The 24,220-nt window shown below is 71.1% G+C and carries 19 protein-coding genes; 18 read left to right on the top strand and 1 reads right to left on the bottom strand.

Translation table 11 applies throughout. The features are described from left to right. The 3 genes from AWZ10_RS06680 to AWZ10_RS06670 form a co-directional block, all read left to right on the top strand. Positions 1-488 (top strand): ATP-binding protein (locus AWZ10_RS06680; protein WP_060890651.1); only part of this gene is annotated, 488 nt, incomplete at its 5' end. A 146-nt stretch (positions 489-634) separates the two neighbouring features. After that, positions 635-4,198, top strand: coding sequence for a type I restriction endonuclease subunit R (locus tag AWZ10_RS55040; RefSeq protein ID WP_279616615.1), 3,564 nt, complete (start codon positions 635-637; stop codon positions 4,196-4,198). Between the two features lie 89 nt (positions 4,199-4,287). Then, a complete protein-coding gene (locus AWZ10_RS06670; protein ID WP_046709053.1) occupies positions 4,288-5,019 on the top strand; it encodes a M48 family metallopeptidase in 732 nt (243 codons plus the stop codon). A gap of 3 nt (positions 5,020-5,022) precedes the next feature. Here AWZ10_RS06670 and AWZ10_RS06665 read toward each other — a convergent pair whose 3' ends face one another. After that, positions 5,023-5,349, bottom strand: coding sequence for a DUF427 domain-containing protein (locus AWZ10_RS06665; RefSeq protein WP_046709054.1), 327 nt, complete (start codon positions 5,347-5,349; stop codon positions 5,023-5,025). An 83-nt stretch (positions 5,350-5,432) separates the two neighbouring features. On the opposite strand from AWZ10_RS06665, the gene AWZ10_RS06660 reads away from it, so the two are divergent. The 15 genes from AWZ10_RS06660 to AWZ10_RS06590 form a co-directional block, all read left to right on the top strand. After that, positions 5,433-6,287 carry a class I SAM-dependent DNA methyltransferase gene (locus AWZ10_RS06660; protein WP_208618456.1) on the top strand — a complete coding sequence of 285 codons (855 nt, stop codon included), beginning with the start codon at positions 5,433-5,435 and terminating at the stop codon, positions 6,285-6,287. 9 nt (positions 6,288-6,296) lie between these two features. Then, complete coding sequence (locus AWZ10_RS06655) at positions 6,297-6,836, top strand: LOG family protein (RefSeq protein WP_046709055.1); 540 nt, start codon at positions 6,297-6,299, stop codon at positions 6,834-6,836. A 48-nt stretch (positions 6,837-6,884) separates the two neighbouring features. Next, positions 6,885-7,574, top strand: coding sequence for an SDR family oxidoreductase (locus AWZ10_RS06650; protein WP_078935709.1), 690 nt, complete (start codon positions 6,885-6,887; stop codon positions 7,572-7,574). A gap of 289 nt (positions 7,575-7,863) precedes the next feature. Next, positions 7,864-8,880, top strand: coding sequence for a methionine synthase (locus AWZ10_RS06645; protein ID WP_078935280.1), 1,017 nt, complete (start codon positions 7,864-7,866; stop codon positions 8,878-8,880). Positions 8,881-8,895: 15 nt separating this feature from the next. After that, positions 8,896-11,097, top strand: coding sequence for an NAD-dependent DNA ligase LigA (ligA, locus tag AWZ10_RS06640; RefSeq protein ID WP_060890649.1), 2,202 nt, complete (start codon positions 8,896-8,898; stop codon positions 11,095-11,097). A gap of 226 nt (positions 11,098-11,323) precedes the next feature. After that, positions 11,324-13,678, top strand: coding sequence for a putative bifunctional diguanylate cyclase/phosphodiesterase (locus tag AWZ10_RS06635; RefSeq protein ID WP_060890648.1), 2,355 nt, complete (start codon positions 11,324-11,326; stop codon positions 13,676-13,678). A 251-nt stretch (positions 13,679-13,929) separates the two neighbouring features. Beyond that, on the top strand, positions 13,930-14,226 hold the full coding sequence (gatC, locus tag AWZ10_RS06630) for an Asp-tRNA(Asn)/Glu-tRNA(Gln) amidotransferase subunit GatC (protein WP_005480000.1): 297 nt from the start codon (positions 13,930-13,932) through the stop codon (positions 14,224-14,226). Between the two features lie 7 nt (positions 14,227-14,233). Further along, positions 14,234-15,730 (top strand): Asp-tRNA(Asn)/Glu-tRNA(Gln) amidotransferase subunit GatA, encoded by a 1,497-nt coding sequence (gene gatA / locus AWZ10_RS06625; RefSeq protein WP_046707558.1) that lies wholly within the window; start codon positions 14,234-14,236, stop codon positions 15,728-15,730. Beyond that, positions 15,727-15,969 carry a hypothetical protein gene (locus AWZ10_RS06620; protein WP_037695811.1) on the top strand — a complete coding sequence of 81 codons (243 nt, stop codon included), beginning with the start codon at positions 15,727-15,729 and terminating at the stop codon, positions 15,967-15,969. The genes gatA and AWZ10_RS06620 overlap by 4 nt, the downstream gene beginning before the upstream one ends. A gap of 15 nt (positions 15,970-15,984) precedes the next feature. Beyond that, positions 15,985-17,499 (top strand): Asp-tRNA(Asn)/Glu-tRNA(Gln) amidotransferase subunit GatB, encoded by a 1,515-nt coding sequence (gatB, locus tag AWZ10_RS06615; RefSeq protein ID WP_046707557.1) that lies wholly within the window; start codon positions 15,985-15,987, stop codon positions 17,497-17,499. 226 nt (positions 17,500-17,725) lie between these two features. Then, a complete protein-coding gene (locus tag AWZ10_RS06610) occupies positions 17,726-20,038 on the top strand; it encodes an MMPL family transporter (protein ID WP_060890647.1) in 2,313 nt (770 codons plus the stop codon). Then, a complete protein-coding gene (locus tag AWZ10_RS06605) occupies positions 20,016-20,591 on the top strand; it encodes a GNAT family N-acetyltransferase (RefSeq protein WP_046707555.1) in 576 nt (191 codons plus the stop codon). Before AWZ10_RS06610 ends, AWZ10_RS06605 begins: the two co-directional genes overlap by 23 nt. Positions 20,592-20,626: 35 nt before the next feature. Further along, complete coding sequence (locus tag AWZ10_RS06600) at positions 20,627-21,232, top strand: hypothetical protein (protein WP_060890646.1); 606 nt, start codon at positions 20,627-20,629, stop codon at positions 21,230-21,232. A 185-nt stretch (positions 21,233-21,417) separates the two neighbouring features. Next, positions 21,418-21,633 carry a hypothetical protein gene (locus tag AWZ10_RS06595; RefSeq protein WP_046707553.1) on the top strand — a complete coding sequence of 72 codons (216 nt, stop codon included), beginning with the start codon at positions 21,418-21,420 and terminating at the stop codon, positions 21,631-21,633. A 176-nt stretch (positions 21,634-21,809) separates the two neighbouring features. Further along, positions 21,810-24,220: ATP-binding protein (locus AWZ10_RS06590; RefSeq protein ID WP_060890645.1), on the top strand; the 2,411-nt coding region annotated here is incomplete at its 3' end.

The raw sequence follows: 24,220 nt of genomic DNA, 5'->3' as shown, positions 1-24,220 counted from the left end.
CCCACGCCGACGCCCCCGACCCCCCTCCACCCGCCGGCCCCAGCCCCCTCTCCTTCACCGCCCCCTGGAGCTACGAGCTCCACTTCCCCTGCGACCCCCGAGCTCCCGGCATCGCCCGCCTCACCCTCCGTGCCGTACTCACCGCCCACGGCCTCGCCCAACTCACCGACCGCGCCGAGCTGCTGACGTCCGAGCTCGCGACCAACTCGGTACGGCACACCAAAGGGCCCGCGTTCGTCCGCCTGCACTGGCTGGACCCCGTCCTCCGGGTGAGCGTCTGGGACATGGGCCCCGACCTGCCACCCCTGCCACCGCCCCCGGCCGTACCGGCGTACGCGGACGGAGGGCGAGGCCTGCTGATCCTCGACCTGCTCGCCGACCGTTGGGGCGGCTGCGGCACAGGTGAGGGGCCGTACGGGCCCGCAGGCAAGACGATCTGGTTCGAGCTGGCCCTTCCGCCGCAGCCGCCGCCCGCCCTCGCGGCCTGAACCGGAGATCCGCCGAGCCCTCAAAGCGCCCCCGTGGCTTGATCGCGAGGCCGAAACGCCCCTGGTCGGCTCCCTGCCCGTGAGTAGAGTTTCCTGTACGTCCCATGGAGACGCTGGGGCGCACGGTGAGGGCAGGGAGTCCAGCGGTGAGTCGGCGGGAGCTACCGGAGTACGACAAGACCGAGCAGCCGCTGATACGGCACCTGGTCCACCTCGGATGGGAGCACCTGGAGGGGGCGCCGCCCGGCGAACCGGCCACCTCGCCGAGCCCGTCCGAGCGCGAGGCGTTCACCGAGGTCGTCTATGCGAAGCGCTTTCGGGACGCGATTTCCAGGATCAACTCGGGGCCGAACGGCGGGACCTGGCTCACCGGCGCTCAGCTCGACTACCTCCTCGCCCTCGTACTTGGCACGGCGCCCGGTCAGGGCCCTGCCGATCGCGGCGTGCGCGGCAACCTCGCCGTGACCGGGCTGCTGCGCAAGGGCGTCAACGCCCGCATGCTGCCGGGCTGGAAGAAGGGCGACCCTGAACACGTACAACTCGTCGACTGGGACGGGGAGAATGGCGGCCGCAACGACCTGCTGGCGGTCAGTCAGTTCCGTGTGGAGCGGGAGGACGCGGCCCCCGTCACCCCCGACCTCGTCCTGTTCGTCAACGGGCTGCCCTGGGTCGTCATCGAGTGCAAGGCCCCGCTCATCTCCGGCGGCAGGGAGGAGAGCAGGGCCGCCCTCGACGACGCGGTCGGGCAGGTCTGCCGTTACGCGAGCCTGGAATCGCCGTCCCCCGTCGCGGAGTTCACGCGCTTCGCGCAGGTGCTGGTCGGCACCGACCGGACGTACGCGGAACTGGGGACGGTCACCTCGACCCCCGAGTACTTCACCCCGTGGCGTACGACCGAGCCCGCGCCCGCCGACGGGTGCGCCACCGACATGGCGGTCCTCGTCGCCGGAGTCCTGCGGCCCGACCATCTCCTCACCCTCGTACGGGACTTCACCACCGAGCGCGGGCAGGGCAGCCGTACGCTCAAGGTCATCGGCCGCTACCAGCAGTTCAAGGCCGTGCGCAGACTCGCCCGTCGACTCCAGCAGCGTAGGAGAGCGATCGCGGCGAAGCAGGACGTCGACCAACGCGGCGGAGTCGTCTGGCACACGCAGGGATCCGGCAAGAGCCTCACCATGGCCTTCCTCGTCCGTCACATCAGGAGCGACAGCGAGCTCAAGCACCACAAGGTCGTCGTCGTCACCGACCGCATCGACCTGGAGAAGCAGATCCAGGCATCGCTGGCGGCCGCCGAGGAACCCGTCTACCGGGCCGACGGCGTCGCCAACGCACGGGCGCAGCTGGCCGCACCCGTACCGGACGTCGTCCTGGTCATGCTCCAGAAGGCCCAGCGCGACGACACCGCCTACGACGGCATTGAGGACAGTCTCCCGGCACAGGGGGCCGACAAGGACGCCTCCGCCCAGGTGCGGCCCGCGAACCCGAGCTCGGACATCGTCGTGCTCGTCGACGAGGCGCACCGCGGCCACGCCGGCTGGCTGCACGCCCGACTGCGCGCCCTGCTGCCGAACGCCGTCCTGGTCGGCTTCACCGGCACGCCCATCATCCGGGGTGCCCGCAAGGAGACCGAAGCGATCTTCGGGCCGCTCGTCGACGCCTACACACTGCGCGAGGCCGAGCTCGACCGGTCCGTCGTCCCCGTACGGTACGAGGCGTACGACGCGCCGCTGGAAGTGATCGAGAAGGCCGCGCTCGACGCCAAGTTCGACGAGCAGGTGCCCGACGACCCGGAGCGGCGCGAGCGCGTGCTGCGGAAGTTCGCCCGGAAGAAGGAAGTCCTCGAAGCGTCCTCGGTGATCGCCGACAAGGCGGACTTCATGCTGCGGCACTGGGCGGTCAACGCGCTGCCCGACCGCCTCGGCGCCCAGTTGGCGGCGGTGTCCCGGCTCGCCGCCGTCCACTACCGGGAGGCGCTGCTCGCCGCCCGGGACCGGCTGCTCGCACGGCTCGACGCGCTCGACCCGGCGATCGCCCACGACCCGATGGCGGCCCTCGGTGCCGACGACGAGCTGCGGGAACTGCTCACCGTACTGCCGCACCGTGACGTCCTCGCCTCGATCGACGCGGCGGTGGTGATCCACGGCGACCCGCGCAAGGACCCCGTCGGCTGGCGGCAGTGGACGCTGAAGTCCCGTCAGGACACGTACATCGAGCGCTTCAAGGAGGGACTCGGGGACCCGTTGGCCGCCGCGACCGACCCCTCGTGGCGCGTCGAGCCCCACGGCCCGTCGGGACAGGCGTACGGCGCCACCGGCGCCCCCGTGACGGACGTATGGCAGGTGGAACGACCGGACGGCGAGGACGACGCGGCGGACGAAGCGTACGAAGGCGAACAGGAGACTGCGGAGCCCCTCGCCTTCCTCGTCGTCCAGTCGATGCTCCTCACCGGCTTCGACGCCCCGGTCGAGCAGATCCTCTACCTGGACTGCGCGCTCTCCGGCGCCGGACTGCTCCAGGCCGTCGCCCGCACCAACCGGCCCTACCCGGGCAAGCGATGGGGAACGCTCGTCGACTTCGTCGGCATCGGCGACGAACTGGCCCGCTCCCTGCGCGCCTACGAGGAGCACCACCTGCGCGAGGTCTACGGCTTCGAGCACGTCACCGCCGACCACCTGCGCCGCGACTTCGAGGGGCCGCAGCCCACCGACGACGGTCTGCTGCTCCAGGCGGACGCCGCCGCCGACCGGCTCCTCGACGACCTGCACGGCCGCGTCGCCCGCTTCCTGGACGGTCACGGACTCGCGTCCTACGACGAACACGGCATCCTCTCCCTGGTCGACGAACAGCGTCGCGAGGCACTGCTCGACGTACTCGAAGACCCGCTCACGCGCGGTCAGTTCGACGAACTGGCACGGGACTTCCTCACCGCCCTGGGCGCGGTCCTGCCCCGCCCGTACGCCCTGCGGTACGAGCGGTTCGCGGGCCGGCTGGGCGAGGTGCAGTACCTGGCACGGCAGCGCTATCTGGACGGACGCGACGAGTTCAGCCCGCGCCGGTACGGGGCGAAGGTACGCCGGCTCATCGCCGACCACCTCCGGGTGACCGGTGTCGAACTGCGGGTCCCGCCCATCGAGCTGAGCGCGCCCGAGTTCATGGAACGCGTCGACGCCAACCCCGACGCCCGCGCCAGGACCAGGTACATGGTCAGCCGCCTGCGGACCCACATCACGGCGAGGATCGGCACGGACCGGGCCCGCTACGAGCTGTTCAGCGCCCGTCTGGAGGAGATCGTCCAGCAGATGCGCCAGGACTTCGAGCAGGCGGCGACCGACCTGGCACGGCTGTACGGCGACATCACGGCGGACGTCGAGGAGACGGGCCCGTCCCTCGACCCGCTGACGGAACGGCCTGTCTACCGGGCGCTGGTGCGGGCACTGGAGCAGGAGGGCGCGCCCCTCCCGCCCACCGAGGTCGACCTGTACGAGGCGGCCTGCCTCCTCACGGCGGACATCGCGGTCCTCGTGCGGACACCGCACTTCGTGACCCAAGCCGACGCCCAGAGCGAGGCACGCAAGGTACTGCGCTTCAACGTGAGTGACCGCCTGCACATCGACTGGGACGACACCGCGTACACGGCCGCCGCGCTGCTGGAGCTCGCCGTGCAGCGGCGCGACGACTTCCTCCGCCACGAGGCGCGGCCGCGCGCGTAGCGCCTGGCGCGCTGTTCCGGTTCGGGTCCACGGCCGGTCGCCGGTCGCCGGTCGCGTCGGCTGTCGGTGCCGGGTGGTACCAATGCCGGGTGAGCCTCTCCGTGCAGTCCGCCCTCGCGTCGCTCCCCCTGCCGGGGGAGTGGACGTGGAAGGTCGTCGTACGGCCGCGCCGCCGGACACTCGGGATCGAGATCCGCGAGGACGGCGGGGTGCTGTTCGCGGTGCCCCCCGACGCCGATCCACAGGCGGTCGCGGCGGCCGTACGGTCCCGGCTGCCCCGCATCGCGCACGAGGTCGACCGGCGCAGGCGCGGGGGAGGGGAGCCCCGCAAGGAACTGGTCAGCGGGGCGAGCTTCGCGTATCTCGGCCGCCGCCACCGGCTGAGGGTCGTGGCCGCCGAGCATGGCGCACGGGTACGGCTGCACCAGGGATGGCTGGAACTTCCGCGCCCCGACTCCCCACGGGTGGGCGCGCGGCTGATCGCCGACTGGTACACCGCACGGGGCGTGGACTGGATGACCGCGCGCATGCGGCCTCTGGCCGCGCGGGCAGGTGTGGCCCCCGGAGGCATCGTCGTACGAGACCTCAACGAGCGCTGGGGCGCCTGTGACCCGGACGGGACCATCACCGTGCACTGGGCGTTGATGCAACTGCCTCCTGCCCTGGTGGACCTCGTTCTCGTCCATGAGCTGACGCACCTGGCCGTCCCGGCTCACGGGCCGGCGTTCCGGCGCAGGATGCGGCTCGCACTCGGAGACCTGGAAGGACTGGAACACCGTTTCGCGCAGGCCGAGCCCGATCTGTGGCGCGGGGCTGTGTGAGTCCTACTCGACGACCTCGGTGTCGTAGAAGCACAGATGCCCCTTGATCTCGGCGACCTCGGGCTTCGGGGCGGGGTACGCCCAGACGAGGTCGGGGGCCTCGGGGAGCGACCAGTAGGACGCCGTGCCCTTGAACGGGCAGTAAGAGTGCGTCTCGGACGCGGTCAGCAGCTCCATACGGACATCTCCTTCGGGGATGTAATACCGCACGGGACAGCCTGTCTCGCGCAGCACCAGGGGGCGGCTGCTCTCCGCGAGCACCCGGTCTCCGTGGACCACACGGACGCGTTCGATTCCTTGTTCGATGGTGATGTGATGGCCTTGGGTCACGATCGCCCTTCCTCGGGTAGCCGTCTCACCGGGTACAGCACAGGCTGCTGGTGAGTTCTTCCACAAGGTCGCAGGAGGTCGCCATGGAAGCCGCAGACCCGGCCAAAGGGACTGGAAAGCCGTCCCGGGACCCGTCCAGGAACCGCCGGAGCCTCACCTACCGGGCTCGGTACGCCCTGCGCCACCCCCGGCGCGTGCCCGCGCACGCCCACCGGGTGGCGCGGGACACCTGGCTGCGGCTGCGGCATCGCGATCACATCGAGTTCTACCGGGCCGTGATGGCCGCCGACACGGCACGCAGCCCGGAGGCCGCCGTCGGCCACAACCCGTCCGTCGAGAAGTGGGCACGCCTCGGCCGGATGCAGTTCGACTACCTTCTGCGGCACGGTCTGGAGCCCCGGCACCGGATGCTGGAGATCGGCTGCGGGAACCTGCGGGCCGGGCGCCTGTTCATCGACCACCTGGACGCCGGGAACTACTACGGGATCGACATCTCACCGGCCATCCTCATGGAGGCCCAGCGCACTCTCGTGCGAGAGGGTCTGCAGTCCAAACTTCCTCACCTGGCGCTCGTCGCCGACCTCACGTTCTCCTTCCTGCCCGCCGCTCACTTCGACGTCGTCCACGCGCACAGCGTGTTCTCCCACTCCCCGCCGCACGTCATCGAGCAGTGCCTCGCACACGTCGGCCGCGTCCTCGCCCCCGGCGGCTTCTTCGACTTCACCTTCGGCCGCACCGAGGGCGAGGAACACCAGGTGCTCCACGAGGACTTCTACTACCGGACCGACACCCTCGTCGAACTCGCCCGCGAACACGGCCTGTCCGCCCGTCTCATGGACGACTGGGAGGACCTGCCGCACCAGCAGTCCAAGATCCGTGTGACCGTGGCGGCGGAAGCCGGCGGGCAAGGGGGCCCCGATGTCGGTGCCGCCCCCTAACGTGGACGCATGAACATCTGCGTCTTCCTCTCCGCCGCCGACCTCGCCGACCGGTACACCCGGCCGGCGAAGGAGTTCGCCAAGCTGATCGGCAAGGGCGGGCACACCCTGGTGTGGGGCGGTTCGGACGTCGGACTGATGAAGGTGGTCGCCGACGGAGTGCAGGAGGCGGGCGGCAGGCTGCTGGGCGTCTCGGTCGAGTTCCTGGCGGCCAAGGCGCGGCCCGGCACCGACGAGATGGTGATCGCGCGGGACCTCGCCGAGCGCAAGCGGCTGCTCCTGGAGAAGGCCGACGCGGTCGTCGTCATGGTCGGCGGTACCGGCACGCTCGACGAGGCGACCGAGATCCTGGAGCTGAAGAAGCACGGCCACACCGAGATGCCGGTCGTGCTTCTGAACACCGCGGGCTTCTACGACGGCCTGAAGGAGCAGTTCCGGCGCATGGATGACGAGGGCTTCCTGCCCCGCCCGCTCACCGACCTGGTCTTCTTCGCGGAGGAGCCCGTGGGGGCGATGGCGTACCTGGAGGAGAGCCGGGGCGTGGCCTAGTGGCCTGAGCCGTTCTCCGTGCCGCTCCGGTGATGCGAGCATGACCACATGGCTACTCATGTGATCACCGGGGCGGGTTCCGGCATCGGCGCGGCCGTGGCCCGACGGCTGCACGAGCGCGGGGACGACCTCGTGCTGCACGCGCGCGACGCGGGGCGGGCGAAGGAGCTGGCGGCGGAGTTCCCCGGGGCCAAGACGCTGGTCGGCGACCTGGCGGACCCGGACAAGATCTCCTGGGCCTTCTCCCACCAGAGCCTGCCCGACCGCGTGGACTCGCTGCTGCACATCGCGGGCGTGGTCGACCTCGGCCCGGTCGGTGAACTGACGCCCAAGGCCTGGCGCCACCAGCTCAACGTCAACCTCATCGCCCCCGCCGAGCTGACCCGTCACTTCCTGCCCCAACTCCGGGCCGCCCATGGGCACGTGGTGTTCGTCAACTCCGGCGCGGGCCTGAACGCGCACGCGGACTGGTCCGCGTACGCCGCGTCCAAGCACGGGCTCAAGGCGCTGGCGGACTCCCTGCGGTGGGAGGAGCACGGGAACGGGGTGCGGGTCACCACGGTGTACCCCGGGCGCACCGCCAGTCCCATGCAGGCGAAGGTGCACCAGCAGGAGGGCAAGGAGTACGACCCGTCCCGGTGGATCGCCCCCGAGTCGGTCGCGACGACGATCCTCATGGCCCTCGACCTGCCCCGGGACGCGGAAGTGAACGACCTGACGGTCCGCCCGGGCCACTGACGAGCCCCGCCCCCGCCCCCGCCGCCCCGCCCCAGGGGTTGCGCCCCTTCGACCCCAGGGCGTTGTCGGGTGCGGGTGGGTGGGGGCTGTTCACGCAGTTCCCCGCGCCCTTCAAGGGCCTACGGCCCTTGAAGGGCGAAACAACACGGGGCGTAGCCCCTGCTTCTTCAGGGGCGCGGGGAACTGTGCGAGCAACCACGACACACGCGCGCCCGGGGGTCGAAGGGGCGCCGCCCCTGGGGATGGGACGGGTAGGGGCGGCGGGGGCGGAAAACGTAGGCTTCGGGGCGTGAAACAAGACTTCGGTTTCGGCCCCGCCACCGGTATCGGCTCCATGCCCGGCGGTGATGCCCGGGAAGCCGCCAGAACCGTCACCGGGACGTTCGAGTGGCCCGAGACGGGCATGACGTACCTGCCCGAACTCCCCGGCAGAGGCCCCGGCGCCGACATGATCGGCAGGACCGCCGGAATGCTGGTCGAGCTGTACGCGCGCGTGGAACCCAGCGGATGGCGGCTCGGCGACCGGCCGGGCCGCGACACCAAGCGGGCCCGGTCCTGGCTCGGCGAGGACCTGGACGCGCTGGAGGAGTTCACCCAGGGATACGAGGGCCCGCTGAAGGTGCAGGCCGTCGGACCGTGGACGCTCGCCGCCGCGCTGGAGCTGCGGAACGGCGAGGTCGCCCTCTCCGACCCCGGCGCCTGTCGCGACCTCGCCGGCTCGCTCGCCGAGGGGCTGCGCGAGCACCTCGCCGAGGTCCGACGGCGCGCACCGGGAGCCCAACTCGTCCTCCAGCTCGACGAACCCTCCCTCATCGCCGTCCTGCGCGGGCAGGTGAAGAGCGCGAGCGGCTACCGCACGCACCGCGCCGTCGACCGCCAGCACATCGAGGCGACCCTCAGGGACGTCATCGGCGTCCACGCACCGGAGGGGGCGGTCGTCGTGCACTCCTGCGCCCCCGACGTACCGTTCGCGCTCCTGCGCCGGGCCGGCGTCACCGGGATCTCCTTCGACTTCACCTTGCTCACTGAGCGTGACGACGATGTGATCGGGGAAGCGGTGGAAGGGGGGACGAAGCTGTTGGCCGGTGTGGTGCCGACCTCGGAGGGCCCATTGTCGGACCCTGCCGGTAGCGTCATGGGTGTCAGGGCGCTGTGGCGCAGGCTGGGGCTGCATCCGGGGCTTCTCGCGGAGGCGGTCACGGTCACTCCGACGTGCGGACTCGCGGGCGTCTCCCCGGAGTACGCGCGCCGGGCGCTCGCCCACTGCGCCAAGGCGGCGAGATCCCTCGCGGACAACCCAGAGTAACGGGAGGACGAAACGGTGGCCGGCGACAAGGACGCACAGCCCACATCGGTACCCGCCGAGGCACGCGAGAAGCACGCGCGGCTCGCCGAACAGATCGAGGAGCACCGCTTCCGGTACTACGTGAAGGACGCTCCCATCGTCAGCGACGCGGAGTTCGACGAACTCCTGCGCGGCCTGGAGGCGTTGGAGGAGCAGTACGCCGAACTGCGCACCCCGGACTCGCCGACACAGAAGGTCGCCGTCGAGTACGAGACCGACCTCGCCGAGGTGGAGCACCGCGAGCGCATGCTCTCCCTCGACAACGTCTTCGACGACGCGGGCCTCGCCGCCTGGGCCGACCGTGTGGCCAAGGACGTCGGCACGCCCGACTACCACCTGCTGTGCGAGCTCAAGATCGACGGCCTCGCGGTGAACCTGACCTACGAGGACGGCAGGCTCACCCGCGCCGCCACCCGCGGCACCGGGCGTACCGGCGAGGACATCACGCCCAACGTCATGACGATCGCCGAGATTCCGCACCGGCTGAAGGGCGACCGTGTCCCGCGGCTCGTCGAGATCCGGGGCGAGGTCTACTTCCCGATGGCGGCCTTCCTGGGCCTCAACGAACGCCGAGTGGCGGCCGGTGAGAAGCCCTACGCCAACCCCCGTAACTCCGCCTCGGGTTCGCTGCGCCAGAAGGATCCCAAGGTCACGGCCACCCTGCCCCTGCACATGGTCGTTCACGGCATCGGTGCCCTGGAGGGCTTCGACGGCGGTTTCACCCGTCTGTCCGAGGCCTACGACCTCCTCAAGTCCTGGGGCCTGCCCACCGCCGAGCACAACAGGGTGGTCGACGACCTCGACGGCGTAAGGGAGTTCATCGCCCACTACGGCGAGCACCGTCACTCCGTGGCGCACGAGATCGACGGCGCGGTCGTCAAGCTCGACGAGATCCGTCTGCAGGGCCGTCTCGGATCGACGGCGCGCGCACCCCGCTGGGCGATCGCGTACAAGTACGCGCCCGAAGAGGTCAACACCAAGCTCATCGACATCAAGGTGGGTGTCGGCCGAACCGGCAGAGTCACGCCGTACGCCCAGGTCGAGCCGGTCACGGTGGCGGGCTCGGAGGTCGAGTTCGCCACGCTGCACAACCAGGAGGTCGTCAAGGCCAAGAACGTCCTCATCGGGGACACGGTCGTGATCCGCAAGGCCGGTGACGTCATCCCCGAGATCCTCGGGCCGGTCGTGGACCTGCGCGTCGAAGGCGAGACCCGCCCCTTCGTGATGCCGGCCGAGTGCCCGGAGTGCGGGACACCGCTGCGCCCGATGAAGGAGGGCGACATCGATCTGCGTTGCCCCAACGCCCGTAGCTGCCCCGCCCAGTTGAGAGAGCGCGTCTCGTATCTGGCCGGCCGGGAATGCCTGGACATCGAGCACTTCGGCGGGGTCGCCGCCGCCGCCCTCACCCGGCCCCTGGAGCCGGCCGACCCACCCCTCGTCGACGAGGGTGACCTCTTCGACCTCACGGTGGAGAAGCTGCTCCCCATCAAGGCGTACGTCCTGGACGCCGACAGCGGTCTGCCGAAGCACGATCCGAAGACCGGTGAGCCGAAGGTCGTCACGGTCTTCGCCAACCAGAAGGGCGAGCCCAAGAAGAACACCCTCGCGCTGCTCCAGAAGATCGAGGAGGCCAAGAGCCGCCCGCTCGCCCGTTTCCTCAACGGGCTCTCCATTCGTCACGTCGGACCGGTCGCCGCACAGGCCCTGGCCCGCGAGTTCCGCTCGATCGACCGTATCGAGCAGGCCACGCAGGAGGAGCTCACGGCGGTCGACGGCGTGGGCGCCATCGTCGCGAAGGCACTGGAGGAGTGGTTCGCCGAGGAATGGCACCGAGAGATCATCCGTAAGTGGAAGGAGGCCGGTGTCCCCCTGGAGGAAAAGGGGGCCGGCGAGGACGAGGGACCGAGGCCCCTCGAAGGGCTGACGGTCGTCGTGACCGGCACACTCGAACACCACACGCGCGACGGGGCCAAGGAGGCGCTGCAGAGCCGGGGCGCCAAGGTGACCGGCTCGGTGTCGAAGAAGACCTCATTCGTCGTAGTGGGTGAGAACCCGGGCTCCAAGCACGACAAGGCGATGCAGCTCAAGGTGCCCGTCCTGAACGAGGACGGCTTCGCCGTACTGCTCGAACAGGGACCTGACGCGGCGGTGGAAGTCGCGCTCCCGATCGAGGAGTAGGGGTTGAAGGTCACCCGTTCGGCGCATACCAGATGCATACGGGTGGCCGGTCGCATTCGGGCAACCGACGTCGACCGCTGCCCGTAGAAGCCTTGTGCGGCCTACTGTTGAGGTGTGCGCCTGCCGTGCCCGGACGCGTGGTGGGTTCTCGGACGCGGTGCCGTTGAGGTTGTCGGGAGCAACGGGCTGCGTGGCGTGGGCACCGCCGGCTGTGAGAGGGACGGGAATGGAACCGACCGAGAGCGTCGCCCCGGACTCACGGCTGCGCCTGCGCCGGGTGTCCGGGGCCTGGAGATGGGGGCGCTCCCTGCTCATGGGAGGACGCCCGTTCGAGGGAAACCGAGAGCGGCGCCCCGGGCAGGCGTCGGCGGCACATTCCCCGGTCGGGACGGCACGGCCGCGGAGCCGTGAGAGCGCGAGCGCAGGCGGCCCCCTCGTCCCGGGCCCGGCACAGCTCACCTCCGGCACCGCGGCCGGCGCCCCTGCCGTCACCGGCGCGCTCAGCGAGGGCCGCGGACACGAACTGACGGGCCACGACGCCGACCGGCAGCTGTCCTGGCCCGCACTGCCCGCCCTGATCGTGGGCTTCGCCGGCGCCATCCTGGGCGCCGGCTTCTACCGGGCGTTCGCCGGGCAGCACGCCCTCTTCCCGGCCGGCGCGGTCGGCTGGTCCCTCGCCCTGCTGACCGGCATCATCGTCGGCCATCTCGTCGCCATGGGCCGCGCCCGCTGGTGGGGCGGCACGGGCTCCGGCGCCGCCCTCACCCTCGCCGTCCTGCTGCTGTACGGCTGGGTGGCCGCCGGGATGGTCAGCCTCACCGTCGTCGTCCTCGTCGGCATCGCCCGCCGGGGCCGCTGGCGCCAGGGCGTCCTGCACGGTGCGGTCGACATCATCGGCATCGGTGCCGGCGCGCTCGTCCTGAAAGTCTTCGGCCGTGTCCCCTCCGTTGAGCGGCCCTGGGACCCGGACAGCTGGAACCTCTACTCGGCGCCCCAGGTGGCCCTGGTCGCCATCGCCTACCTCGCGGTCAGCCGAGCCCTGCTCTGGTATCTGGCGGCGCCGCGCGGCGGACTGCCCACCGTCGCGCGCACGGCCCTGGTCAGGCAGGGACTCGTCGCCGTCGCGCTGCTCGGCATCGCCCCGCTCGTCTGCGTCGTCGCCATCGACCAGCCCCTGCTGCTGCCGCTCTTCGCCATCCCCCTCATCGCGCTCGACTCCACCCTGTGGATCGCCCGCGCCCGCGCCGAGGAACAGCTGCGCGACCCGCTCACCGGACTCCCGAACCGCCAGTGGCTGCTGGAACGGACCTGGACCGCCCTGGACGACGCCGAACGCATCGGAGCGAGGTCGGCGCTGATGCTGATCGACCTCGACCGTTTCAGGTCGGTCAACGACACACTCGGGCATCTCGCGGGCGACCGGTTGCTGTTGCAGATAGCCGATCGGCTGCGGGTCGCCCTGCCGCGCGGAGCGGAGGTCGCGCGGCTCGGCGGCGACGAGTTCGCCGTACTGCTGCCCGTCGCCGACTCCACGACGTCCGCGTCGCGTGTCGCCCGCAACCTCGTCGCCGCGCTCGGCTCACCGCTCGACCTCGACGGGCTCACCCTCGTCCTGGAGGCCAGCGCCGGGCTCGCCGTCTTCCCCGACCACGCGCTCGACGCGGAGGGGCTGCTGCGGCGGGCGGACGTGGCGATGTACCAGGCGAAGCGCGACCGTACGGGCGTCGAGGTGTACGAGTCCAAGCGGGACTCGAACACCCCGGACCGGCTCGGTCTGCTGGGCGATCTGCGGCGCGCGCTCGACGCGCACGAGGTCGAGCTGCACTACCAGCCGAAGGTCCGCTTCGACGGGCAGGTCGCCGGTCTGGAGGCGCTGGTGCGGTGGGTGCACCCCGAGCGGGGGAAGGTGCCACCGGACGAGTTCATAGCGATCGCCGAGTCGTCAGGACTGATGCCGCATCTGACGGAGTACGTCCTGGACACCGCGCTCGCACAGGTGGCGCGGTGGCGGGCGCAGGGGCTGCACGTACCGGTCGCCGTGAACGTGTCCCCGCGCGATGTCCACACCCCCGGCTTCGCGGGTGCGGTGGCCGCGCGACTGGCCCGCCACGGGGTTCCCGCCGGGTCGTTGCAACTGGAGATCACCGAGCACGTGCTGCTCGAAGACCCCCAGCGGGCCGCGGACACCCTCGCCGGGCTGACCGGGCACGGGGTGAAGATGTCGCTCGACGACTTCGGCACGGGGTATTCGTCGCTGGTGCATCTGCGGCGGCTGCCGGTGAGCGAGCTGAAGATCGACCGGTCGTTCGTGGCTCGGCTGGCGATCGACAACGAGGACGCGGAGATCGTGCGCTGCACGGTCGATCTCGCGCATTCACTGGGGCTGCTCGTCGTCGCGGAGGGGGTCGAGGACGACGAGACGTGGGAGCGGTTGCGGGACCTGGGGTGTGACGCGGTGCAGGGCTGGCTCGTCGCCGCCGCGATGCCGCCGGAGGAGGCCACGGCCTGGTTGCGGGCCCGGGGGTCCCGGGGGTGGCAGCGGCCGAAGGCGGCCTTGCCCGCGGCGACGGCGGACGAGTAGCGCGGGTCGGTCGGCGGGCGAGGGTCGTGCGTGGTTGCTCGCGCAGTTCCCCGCGCCCCTGAAGGACGACGGCCCTGCGGGCCGATGAAAAGCAGGGGCGCAGCCCCCTGCTTTTCAGGGGCGCGGGGAACTGCGCGACCGGCCCCCGCTCACCCGCACCCGCCGAACCGGCCGATCCCCGGCGCATCCAGTGGCGCGCGCCCCATAGGATTGGCGCCAAACCACATTCACTCACCCCAGAGGATCGCTGCATGCCTGGCATCACGCGCGAGGAGGTCGCCCACCTCGCCCGGCTGGCGCGTCTGGAGCTGAAGCCCGAAGAGCTCGAACACTTCGCGGGCCAGCTGGACGACATCATCGGCGCGGTCGCCCGCGTCAGTGAGGTCGCCGACCAAGACGTACCGCCGACCTCGCACCCGCTGCCGCTGACGAACGTCATGCGCGCGGACGAGGTCCGTCCGTCGCTCACCCCCGAGCAGGCACTTTCCGCCGCCCCGGCCCAGGAGCAGCAGCGTTTCAAGGTGCCGCAGATCCTGGGGGAGGACTGATCACGTCATGACCGACAGCATCATCAAGCTCACCGCGGCGGAGATCGCCGCGAAGATCGCCGCCGGTGAACTCACCGCCGTGCAGGTCACCGAGGCCCACCTGGCCCGGATCGAGGCCGTCGACGAGAAGGTGCACGCCTTCCTGCACGTCGACCGCGAGGGCGCCCTCGCCCAGGCCCGCGCCGTCGACGAGAAGAAGGCCCGGGGCGAGAAGCTCGGGCCGCTCGCCGGTGTTCCGCTCGCGCTCAAGGACATCTTCACCACGGTCGGCATTCCGACCACCGTGGGCTCGAAGATCCTCGAAGGGTGGATCCCGCCGTACGACGCGACCCTCACCAAGCGGTTGAAGGACGCCGACGTCGTCATCCTCGGCAAGACCAACATGGACGAGTTCGCCATGGGGTCCTCCACCGAGAACAGCGCGTACGGGCCGACCGGCAACCCCTGGGACCTCACCCGTATCCCCGGTGGCTCCGGCGGCGGTTCCTCCGCCTCCCTCGCCTCCTACCAGGCGCCCCTCGCCATCGGCACCGACACCGGCGGTTCGATCCGCCAGCCGGCCGCCGTCACCGGCACCGTGGGCGTGAAGCCGACGTACGGCGCGGTCTCCCGCTACGGCATGGTGGCGTTCAGCAGCAGCCTCGACCAGGGCGGGCCCTGCGCCCGTACGGTCCTGGACGCGGCGCTTCTGCACGAGGTCATCGCCGGGCACGACCCGCTCGACTCCACGTCCATCGACGCCCCGGTCCCGCCGGTCGTCGAGGCCGCCCGCAACGGCAGTGTCGCCGGGATGCGCGTGGGCGTCGTCAAGCAGTTCCGCGGCGAGGGCTACCAGGCCGGTGTCGTCCAGCGGTTCGACGAGTCCGTCGAGCTGCTGAAGGGGCTGGGCGCCGAGATCGTCGAGCTGGACTGCCCGTCGTTCGACCTGGCGCTGGCCGCGTACTACCTGATCGCGCCGAGCGAGTGTTCGAGCAACCTCGCCCGCTTCGACGGGCTGCGCTACGGCCTGCGTACCGGCGACGACGGCACGAACTCCGCCGAGGCGGTCACCTCCCTCACCCGTGAGGCGGGCTTCGGCCCCGAGGTGAAGCGCCGCATCATGCTCGGCACGTACGCGCTCAGCTCCGGCTACTACGACGCGTACTACGGCAGCGCCCAGAAGGTCCGTACGCTCATCACGCGCGACTTCGAGAAGTCGTTCGAGAAGGTCGACGTCATCGTCTCGCCGACCACGCCCACCACCGCCTTCCCGATCGGCGAGCGCGCCGACGACCCGATGGCGATGTACCTGGCGGACCTCTGCACCATCCCGACCAACCTCGCGGGCAACGCCGCGATGTCCCTGCCCTGCGGCCTCGCGCCGGAGGACGGGCTGCCGGTCGGACTGCAGATCATCGCCCCGGCACTGAAGGACGACCGTCTTTACAAGGTCGGCGCCGCCGTAGAGGCCGCCTTCGTGGAAAAGTGGGGGCACCCGCTCCTCGAGGAGGCTCCGTCGCTGTGACCAACGCACTGTCCAAGGCCAAGGACTTCCAGAAGTCCAAGTCCGGCACGTACGTGTCCATCGCCACCACCGCCTTCGGCGCGTGGGGTATCGCCAAGCGGATCAAGAAGGCCCGCGCCGACGAGGACACCCTGCGCCTGATCGACGCGACGGTCGCCGCCGTCGGCATCGTCACCGGCCTCGCCATCCTGTACCGCGAACTGAAGCGGCTGGGCGACGACGACGTCCTGCTGGGCTGAGAGGGAAGTTCAACCGTGACCACCACGACCGACCTGGTGTCGTACGAGGACGCGCTGGCGTCGTACGACCCCGTCATGGGCCTTGAGGTCCATGTCGAACTCGGCACCAGGACCAAGATGTTCTGCGGCTGCTCGACCGAACTCGGTAGGGACGCCAACACGCAGACCTGCCCCACCTGCCTCGGCCTGCCCGGCGCGCTCCCGGTCGTCAACGCGATCGGCGTCGAGTCCGCGATCAGGATCGGTCTCGCGCTGAACTGCGAGATCGCCGAGTGGTGCCGCTTCGCCCGGAAGAACTACTTCTATCCGGACATGCCGAAGAACTTCCAGACCTCCCAGTACGACGAGCCGATCGCCTTCGGCGGCTACCTCGACGTACAGCTGGAGGACGGCGAGACCTTCCGCGTGGAGATCGAGCGCGCCCACATGGAGGAGGACACCGGCAAGTCGACGCACGTCGGCGGTGCCACCGGCCGCATCCACGGTGCCTCGCACTCGCTGCTCGACTACAACCGCGCGGGCATCCCGCTCATCGAGATCGTCACCAAGCCGATCGAGGGCGCGGGGAAGCGTGCTCCCGAGGTCGCCAAGGCGTATGTCCGTGAGCTGCGCGAGGTCATCAAGGCGCTCGGTGTCTCGGAAGCCCGCATGGAGATGGGGCAGATGCGCTGCGACGTGAACCTGTCGCTGCGCCCGCACGGCCGTGAGAAGTTCGGCACGCGTTCCGAGACGAAGAACGTGAACTCGCTGCGCAGCGTCGAGCGTGCCGCCCGCTTCGAGATCCAGCGGCACGCGGCCGTCCTGAACGGCGGCGGGACGATCATCCAGGAGACCCGGCACTTCCACGAGGACACGGGGTCCACGACCTCGGGCCGTGTGAAGGAGGAGGCCGAGGACTACCGGTACTTCCCCGAGCCGGACCTCGTCCCGGTGGCCCCCTCGCGCGAGTGGGTCGAGGAGATCCGGGCCTCGCTGCCTGAGCTGCCGCTGGTCCGGCGCAACCGGCTCCTCGCGGAGTGGGGCATCTCGGGGACCGAGATGCAGGCCATCCTCAACGCCGGCGCACTGGACCTGATCGTCGCCACCATCGAGGCCGGGGCGGACTCCGTCTCCGCCCGTAAGTGGTGGATGGGCGAGCTGGCCCGCAGCGCCAACGAGTCGGGCACCTCGCTCGACGAGCTGGCGATCACGCCGGAGCAGGTCGCCCGGGTCACCGCGCTCGTCGCGTCCGGCGACCTGAACGACAAGCTGGCCCGCCAGGTCATCGAAGGCGTCCTCGCGGGCGAGGGCACCCCGGACGAGGTCGTCGACAAGCGCGGTCTGAAGGTCGTCTCCGACGAGGGCGCCCTGACGAAGGCCGTCGAGGAGGCCATCGCCGGCAACCCGGGCATCGCCGACAAGATCCGTGGCGGCAAGGTGGCCGCGGCCGGAGCCCTGGTCGGCGCGGTCATGAAGGCCACCCGGGGTCAGGCCGACGCGGCTCGCGTCAAGGAGCTGATCCTGGAGCAGCTGGGCGTCAGCGAGAGCTGAACGGGCGACCGGTTCACCGCGTATCCCTGAGGGCGGCACATCACTGCGATGGGCCGCCCTCAGGCGTGTGCACGGCAGTGACGCAGGGCGACAGAGTGCCGCCGTCTGTCCTGTGAGGTGGCTCCCATCCCATGTGAGGAGAGCCTCAAAGGGGCCAAAAGATCACATTACGGTGCAACAGTTGCCGGGAATTGCTCATGCCTCCCCCCCCTCAGGAGCAAGATCCGTGGCAGCCCTTGCGCGCTGGTGTGTCCGGCACCGTCTCGTCGCCGTACTTCTGTGGCTTCTCGCGTTCGCCGGCACGGCCGCCGGCGCCGCCGCAGCGGGAGCCGCGTACTCGAACGACTACAAGACCCCCGGCACCGAGTCCAGCCGCGCCACCGAACTCCTGAGCGAAGGCTTCCCCGGCGTGAGCGGCGACAGCGCCACCGTCGTCTGGCACACGGACAACGCGTCCGTACGGGCCGCCGCCGTCGAGCAGACGATGACCCGGACCCTCGACGAGATGGCCGACCTGCCGGGCGTCGCCGCCGTCACCGACCCGTACGACGGCGCCGACGGCGGCCGGATCAGTGAGGACGGCCGTACGGCGTACGCGACCGTCACCTTCGACAAGCCGGCCGAGGACGTGGACAAGGCGCAGGCCGAGGCCGTCGTCGACGCCGCGAAGGGCGCCGAGGGCGCCGGGCTCCAGGTGGAGCTGGGCGGCACCTCGATCGAACTCACCGAGTCCTCCGGCGGGCACCTCGCCGAGATCGTCGGTGTGCTCGTCGCCGCCGTCGTGCTCTTCCTGGCGTTCGGCTCGCTCGCCGCCAGCCTGCTGCCGATCGCGACCGCCCTGGTCAGCGTGGGCACCGCCTACGCGGGGATCACCCTGCTCGGGCACGCGATGACGGTCGCCGACTTCGCGCCCATGCTGGGCACCCTGATCGGCCTCGGCGTCGGCATCGACTACGCGCTGTTCATCGTGACCCGCCACCGGCGCGGGCTGAAACGGGGACTGTCCGTCGAGGAGGCCGCACGGAACGCGGTAGCGACCACCGGACGGGCCGTCGTCTTCGCGGGCGCCACGGTCTGCATCGCCCTGCTCGGCATGCTGATCCTGCGGCTCGGCTTCCTCAACGGCGTCGCGATCGCCGCCTCCCTCACCGTGGTCCTCACCGTCGCCGCCTCCGTGACGCTGCTGCCGGCCCTGCTGTCGTTCATCGGCATGCGGGCCCTGAGCCGCCGCGAGCGCCGCCGCCTCGTCGAGCACGGCCCCGAGCCCGAGCTGCCCACGGGCTTCGCCGCCCGCTGGTCCGCCTTCGTGGAACGGCACCCCAAGAAGCTCGGCGCGATCGCCCTCGTCGTCATGACACTGCTCGCCCTGCCCACGCTCGGGCTGCGCCTGGGCACCTCCGACCAGGGCAACGACCCGGCGGCGACGACCACCCGCCAGGCCTACGACCTCCTCGCCGACGGTTTCGGGCCCGGCGTGAACGGCCCGCTCACCCTGGTCACCAAGGTCGACGGCGCCGCCGACAAGCTCGCGCTCGACAACCTCGACACCACGCTGAGGGCCACCGAGGGCGTCTCGGCGGTGACCCCGGTGACGTACAACACCGGCGGTGACACCGCGTACCTCACCGTCGTACCGCAGTCCTCCCCGCAGTCGGCGAGGACCAGCGACCTCGTCGAACGGCTGCGCGACGAAGTGCTGCCGCGCGCCGAGACCGGGACCTCGCTCGATCTGCACGTCGGCGGGGTGACCGCCGGGTACGACGACTTCGCGGACGTCATCGTCGGCAAGCTGCCGCTGTTCGTGGGTGTCGTCATCGGCCTCGGCTGTCTGCTGCTCCTGCTCGCCTTCCGGTCCATCGGGATACCGCTCAAGGCCGCCGCGATGAACGTGGCCGCCGTCGCCGCCGCGTTCGGCGTGGTCGTCGCGATCTTCCAGTGGGGCTGGGGCAGCGAGCTGCTGGGCCTCGGCCGCGCCGGGCCGATCGAGCCCTTCCTCCCCGTGATCATGGTCTCGGTCCTCTTCGGGCTCTCCATGGACTACCAGGTCTTCCTGGTCAGCCGGATGTACGAGGAGTGGCTGGAGACCGGCGACAACCGGCGCGCGGTCCGGGTGGGCCTCGCCGAGACCAGCCGGGTGATCAACTCCGCGGCGGTCATCATGATCTCCGTCTTCCTCGCCTTCGTGCTCAGCGGCGACCGTGTGATCGCCATGTTCGGCATCGCCCTGGCCGCCGCCGTCGCCCTCGACGCCTTCGTCCTGCGAACGCTCCTCGTCCCCGCCCTCATGCACCTGCTCGGGGGCGCCAACTGGTGGCTGCCCCGCTGGCTCGACCGGCGCATGCCCCGCATCAGCATCGAGCCGCCCGAATCCCGCGCCGCCCATGAGAGGCTGGCCGCCGCGACGGACGCCGAGGTGGCGGACGTACTGGCGGGGAACGCCGGTGAGGTACCGGCGCGGGACGCCGACGCGACGGGCGTACGGGCCACGGACGTACGGGCGAAGGAGCGACAGCCGGATGTACGCGATATCCCTCGGTGACGACGGGGCCGAACTGCGGCCCCTGGAACCCTGGCACGCCGAGGAGTTCCTCACGCACCTGGAGCGAGGGCGGGACTTCGTCAACGAGTACGTCCCCTTCGGCCAGAGCGCCACGGACGTGGGGTCCGCGCGCGCCGTCCTCCAGCGGTACGCCGACATGCGCGCCGCCGACACCGGCTCCCTGCACGGCATCTGGTTCGACGGCAGGCTCGTCGGCGGGGTCCTCTTCCTCAACTTCGACGCGGAGAACGCCAACTGCGAGGTCGGCTGCTGGCTGGAGCCCGCCGGCACGGGCCGGGGGCTGGTCACCCGCGCGATGCGGATCCTCATCGACTGGGCCGTCGACGTTCGTGCCATCCACCGGGTCGAGTGGATAGCCGCTTCCGGCAACACGCCGAGCCTGAACGTGGCACGGAGGCTCGGCATGGTCAGGGACGGTGTACAACGGGAGAGGTATCCCCATCACGGCGTCCGGCACGACTTGGAGATATGGTCCGTCCTGGCGCCCGAATGGCGTGCGGCACGTGATCGCTGTGTTCACAGCGATCATTAAGAAACCTCTCAGACAACATTCGTACGGTGCGAGGTATGGGAACCAAGACAGTTGACGAGACCGGTGCCGACACGGGCGCCGAGGCCAGGAACGACGACGAGTCGGTGAAGGGCACCGACGTCACCAAGGACGACGCGGCGACGGAGGAAGCCGCGACGGCCACCGGCGACTCGGTCGAGGCCGGCGACTCCGACGAGACCGGAGAGTTCGACGAGGAGTTCCCGCCGGCCGCCGCGAAGGCGTCGCCGGGTGTGGGACAGGGTGCCGCCGGCATCGTGTCCGTGGTGCTGGGCCTGGTGTCGCTGACCGGCGGCTGGGTCGGCACGGTCGCCTCCGCGCGTGCGGAGATCACCGGCCAGATCGAGATGCAGGCCGCGACGAACGCTACCGTCGCCACGCAGCTCCAGGCGGTCTACGGCGATGCCTGGCAGGCCTCCGCGCTGTGGGGCGGCATCTTCGCGCTGGTCGGGCTGCTCGTCGGCGTCGCCGTGCTGGTGCGGCCCGCGTTCGGCGACCCCGACCAGGTACAGACACCGTGGATCAAGTCGGTGGCCTGGGCCGGCGTCGCGGTCGGCTTCATCGGGCTGGTGCTCGCCGCCCTGAAGTACTCCGACATCCTGCTGGGGCTGCCGAGCACCTGACGCCCGCTTCGGCAGGACGGCTTCTGAGGGGCCTTAGGCCCGTCGTAGGTATCCCTACGGCGGGTCTAAGGCCCCTCACGCGTTCAAGATGCGGAACTCTCCCCATGTGGCCGCCCCACCTTGGAGACGAAGGTTGAGACATCGCAGAAAGCGAGCCGAGACCGACTCTTCACCAGGGGTAACAGATGTTCGAGTACGAGCTCCAGCAGATCCGTTCCGCAGAGCTGATCCGTGAGGCGGAGCACCACCGTCAGGTACGCGAGGCCCGCCGCGCCCGCCGCGAGGCCGCACACGACTCCAGGACGACGGCGAGGTCCGCGTCGGGGGAGGGGGACAAGGACGGCGAACGGCCGGTGCTCGGGGAACGCATACGCCGACTCCGCTTCCCCCGCGCCGCGTGAGCGGGGAGAAGGGCCGCGAGGGCGGGGGCGTCGGCGGCGGGGCCACGGAGGCCGACCGTGGGGGAGCGGAAGCCGGACGTGGAGGCGTCGCGGAAGCCGGACGTGCGGCCGGCGACCGCCGTCCGGCTGTCCGGGGCCTGCGGATAATCAGTGCCGGAGTGTCCGAGGGTCGTGCGATGCTCGGCGATGTGGAGACCAGGTCCGTCAGTCCCGTGTTCGTCGGTCGCGCCGACGAACTGGAGGTGTTGCGCGAGGCGTTGGCCCGCGCCGGTGGAGGCGTCGCGCGGGCGACGGGGCACTTGGGAGGCGAGGGCGGGCCGCAGGCGCTGCTGCTCGGCGGTGAGGCCGGGGTGGGCAAGACCCGTCTGGTGGAGGAGTTCGCCGGTGAGGCCGGGCGCGGGGGCGCGGTCGTCGCGACCGGCGGCTGCGTCGAGATCGGCGCCGACGGGCTGCCCTTCGCACCCTTCTCCACCGCGCTGCGCGCCCTGCGCCGCCGGCTGCCCGACGAACTGGCCGCCGCGGCCGCCGGACAGGAACAGGAACTGGCCCGGCTGCTGCCCGAGTTGGGGGAGACCTCGCGCGCACGCCACGACGAGGAAGGCACGGCCCGCCTCTTCGAACTCACCGCCCGCCTCCTGGAACGCCTCGCCGCCGAGCGGACGATCGTCCTCGTCCTGGAGGACCTGCACTGGGCCGACGCCTCCACCCGCCACCTCCTCTCCTACCTCCTGCGTACGCTGCGCACCGGCCGCCTCGTCGTCCTCGCCACCTACCGTTCCGACGACATCCACCGCCGCCACCCGCTGCGCCCCCTCCTCGCCGAACTCGACCGCCTCCGCACGGTCCGCCGCATCGAACTGCCCCGCTTCGACCGCGCCGAGGTCGGACACCAGCTCGCCGGCATCCTCGCCGCCGAACCCGACCCGGAACGCGCCGACGAGATCTTCGAACGTTCCGACGGCAACGCCTTCTTCGTCGAGGAACTCGCCGTCGCCGTCCACGACGGCGGCTGCCCCGGCCTCACCGACTCCCTGCGCGACCTGCTCCTCGTCCGCGTCGAACGGCTTTCCGAGGACGCCCAGCGGATCACGCGCATCGTCGCCGAGGGCGGTTCCACCGTGGAGTACTCCCTGCTCGCGGCCGTCGCCCGGCTCCCCGAGGACGAACTCATCGAAGCCCTGCGGGCCGCCGTCGGCGCCAACATCCTGCTCGCCGCCCCCGGCGACGACGGCTACCGCTTCCGGCACTCCCTGGTCCGCGAGGCCGTCAGCGACGACCTGCTGCCCGGCGAACGCTCCCGCCTCAACCGCCGCTACGCCGAGGTCCTGGAAGCCGACCCGACCCTCGTCCCCGCCGACGGCCGCGCCACCCGCCTGGCCAGCTACTGGTACCACGCCCACGACGCCGCGAAGGCACTGCCCGCCGTCCTCGACGCCTCCGCCGAGGCCCGCTCCCGGCACGCCCACTCCGAACAACTACGTCTCCTGGAGCGGGCGATGGAGCTGTGGGACGCGGCCCCCGACGCCGTACGGGCCGCACTGCGCCCCGTCGACTACACCGAGGTGTACCCGCCCTGCGGCTGCGCCCCGGGCACCCACCCCCTGCGCTACCTCGACCTGATGGCCGAGGCGGCCGTCGCCGGACGGCTGTGCGGAGAGCGGGAGCGGGCCCTGAGAATCACCCGGCGGGCCCTCGACCGGCTCGCGGACACGGACAACCCCCTGCGCGCCGCCTGGTTCTGGGTGCAGCGCTCCCTGCTGACCGAGGGCCTGGCCCGGGGCGACGGCTGGAAGGAACTGGCCACCGCCCAGGAACTGGTCCGCGGCCAGCCCCCGTCCGAGGTACACGCCGAGGTGCTCTCCCGTGTCGCCTGCTGGTCCATGCTCCACGCCCCGGGCCCCGACGCGCTCTCCGACGCCCAGCGCGCCGTCGAGTACGCGCGCATGGTCGGCGCCGAGGACATCGAACTCAATGCCCGCCTCACCCTCGGCGGCCTGATGGCCGACGCGGGCGACGTCGAGACGGGCATCACGGAGATGAAGACGGTCCTCCGGCGCTCGCTCGAACGCGGTCCCGCCGCCGTCGTGGGCCGCGCCCATGTGAACCTTCCGTCCTGTCTGGAGGGCGTCGGCCGCTCGCAGGAGGCCGCCCGACTGCTGCGCACGGGACTCGACGTCACCCGACGCATGGGTCTGCGGGACTCCGAGGCCTGGATCTGGGGCAACCTCTCCGAATCGCTCTTCTCCCTCGGACAGTGGGACGAGGCCATGGAAGCCGCCACGAAGGCCGGGTGTACCGGGACCAGCACCAAGATGCGCGGCGGCAGCTCCCTCTCTCTCGCCGCCCTCGCCCTCGCCCGCGGCGACACCGCCGATGCCCGGCGCCAACTCACCGCCGCTCACGGCTACTTCGGCACCCACAACCCCATGCCCCAGAACAACCTGCCGCTGTCCTCCCTCACCCTCGGCGTCGCCGCCGCCGAGGGCCGCCTCCCCGACGCCCGCGCCGAACTGGCCCGCGTCCTCGACACCGGCTTCCCCGTCGGCACCCAGCGCTACGCCTGGCCCCTGCTGCTCACCGCCGCCAC

The organism is Streptomyces europaeiscabiei, from assembly GCF_001550375.1.
Classification (GTDB): Bacteria; Actinomycetota; Actinomycetes; order Streptomycetales; family Streptomycetaceae; genus Streptomyces; species Streptomyces europaeiscabiei.
Note: the sequence above shows the minus strand (reverse complement) of the source record. Positions and strands in the feature narration are given on the sequence as shown.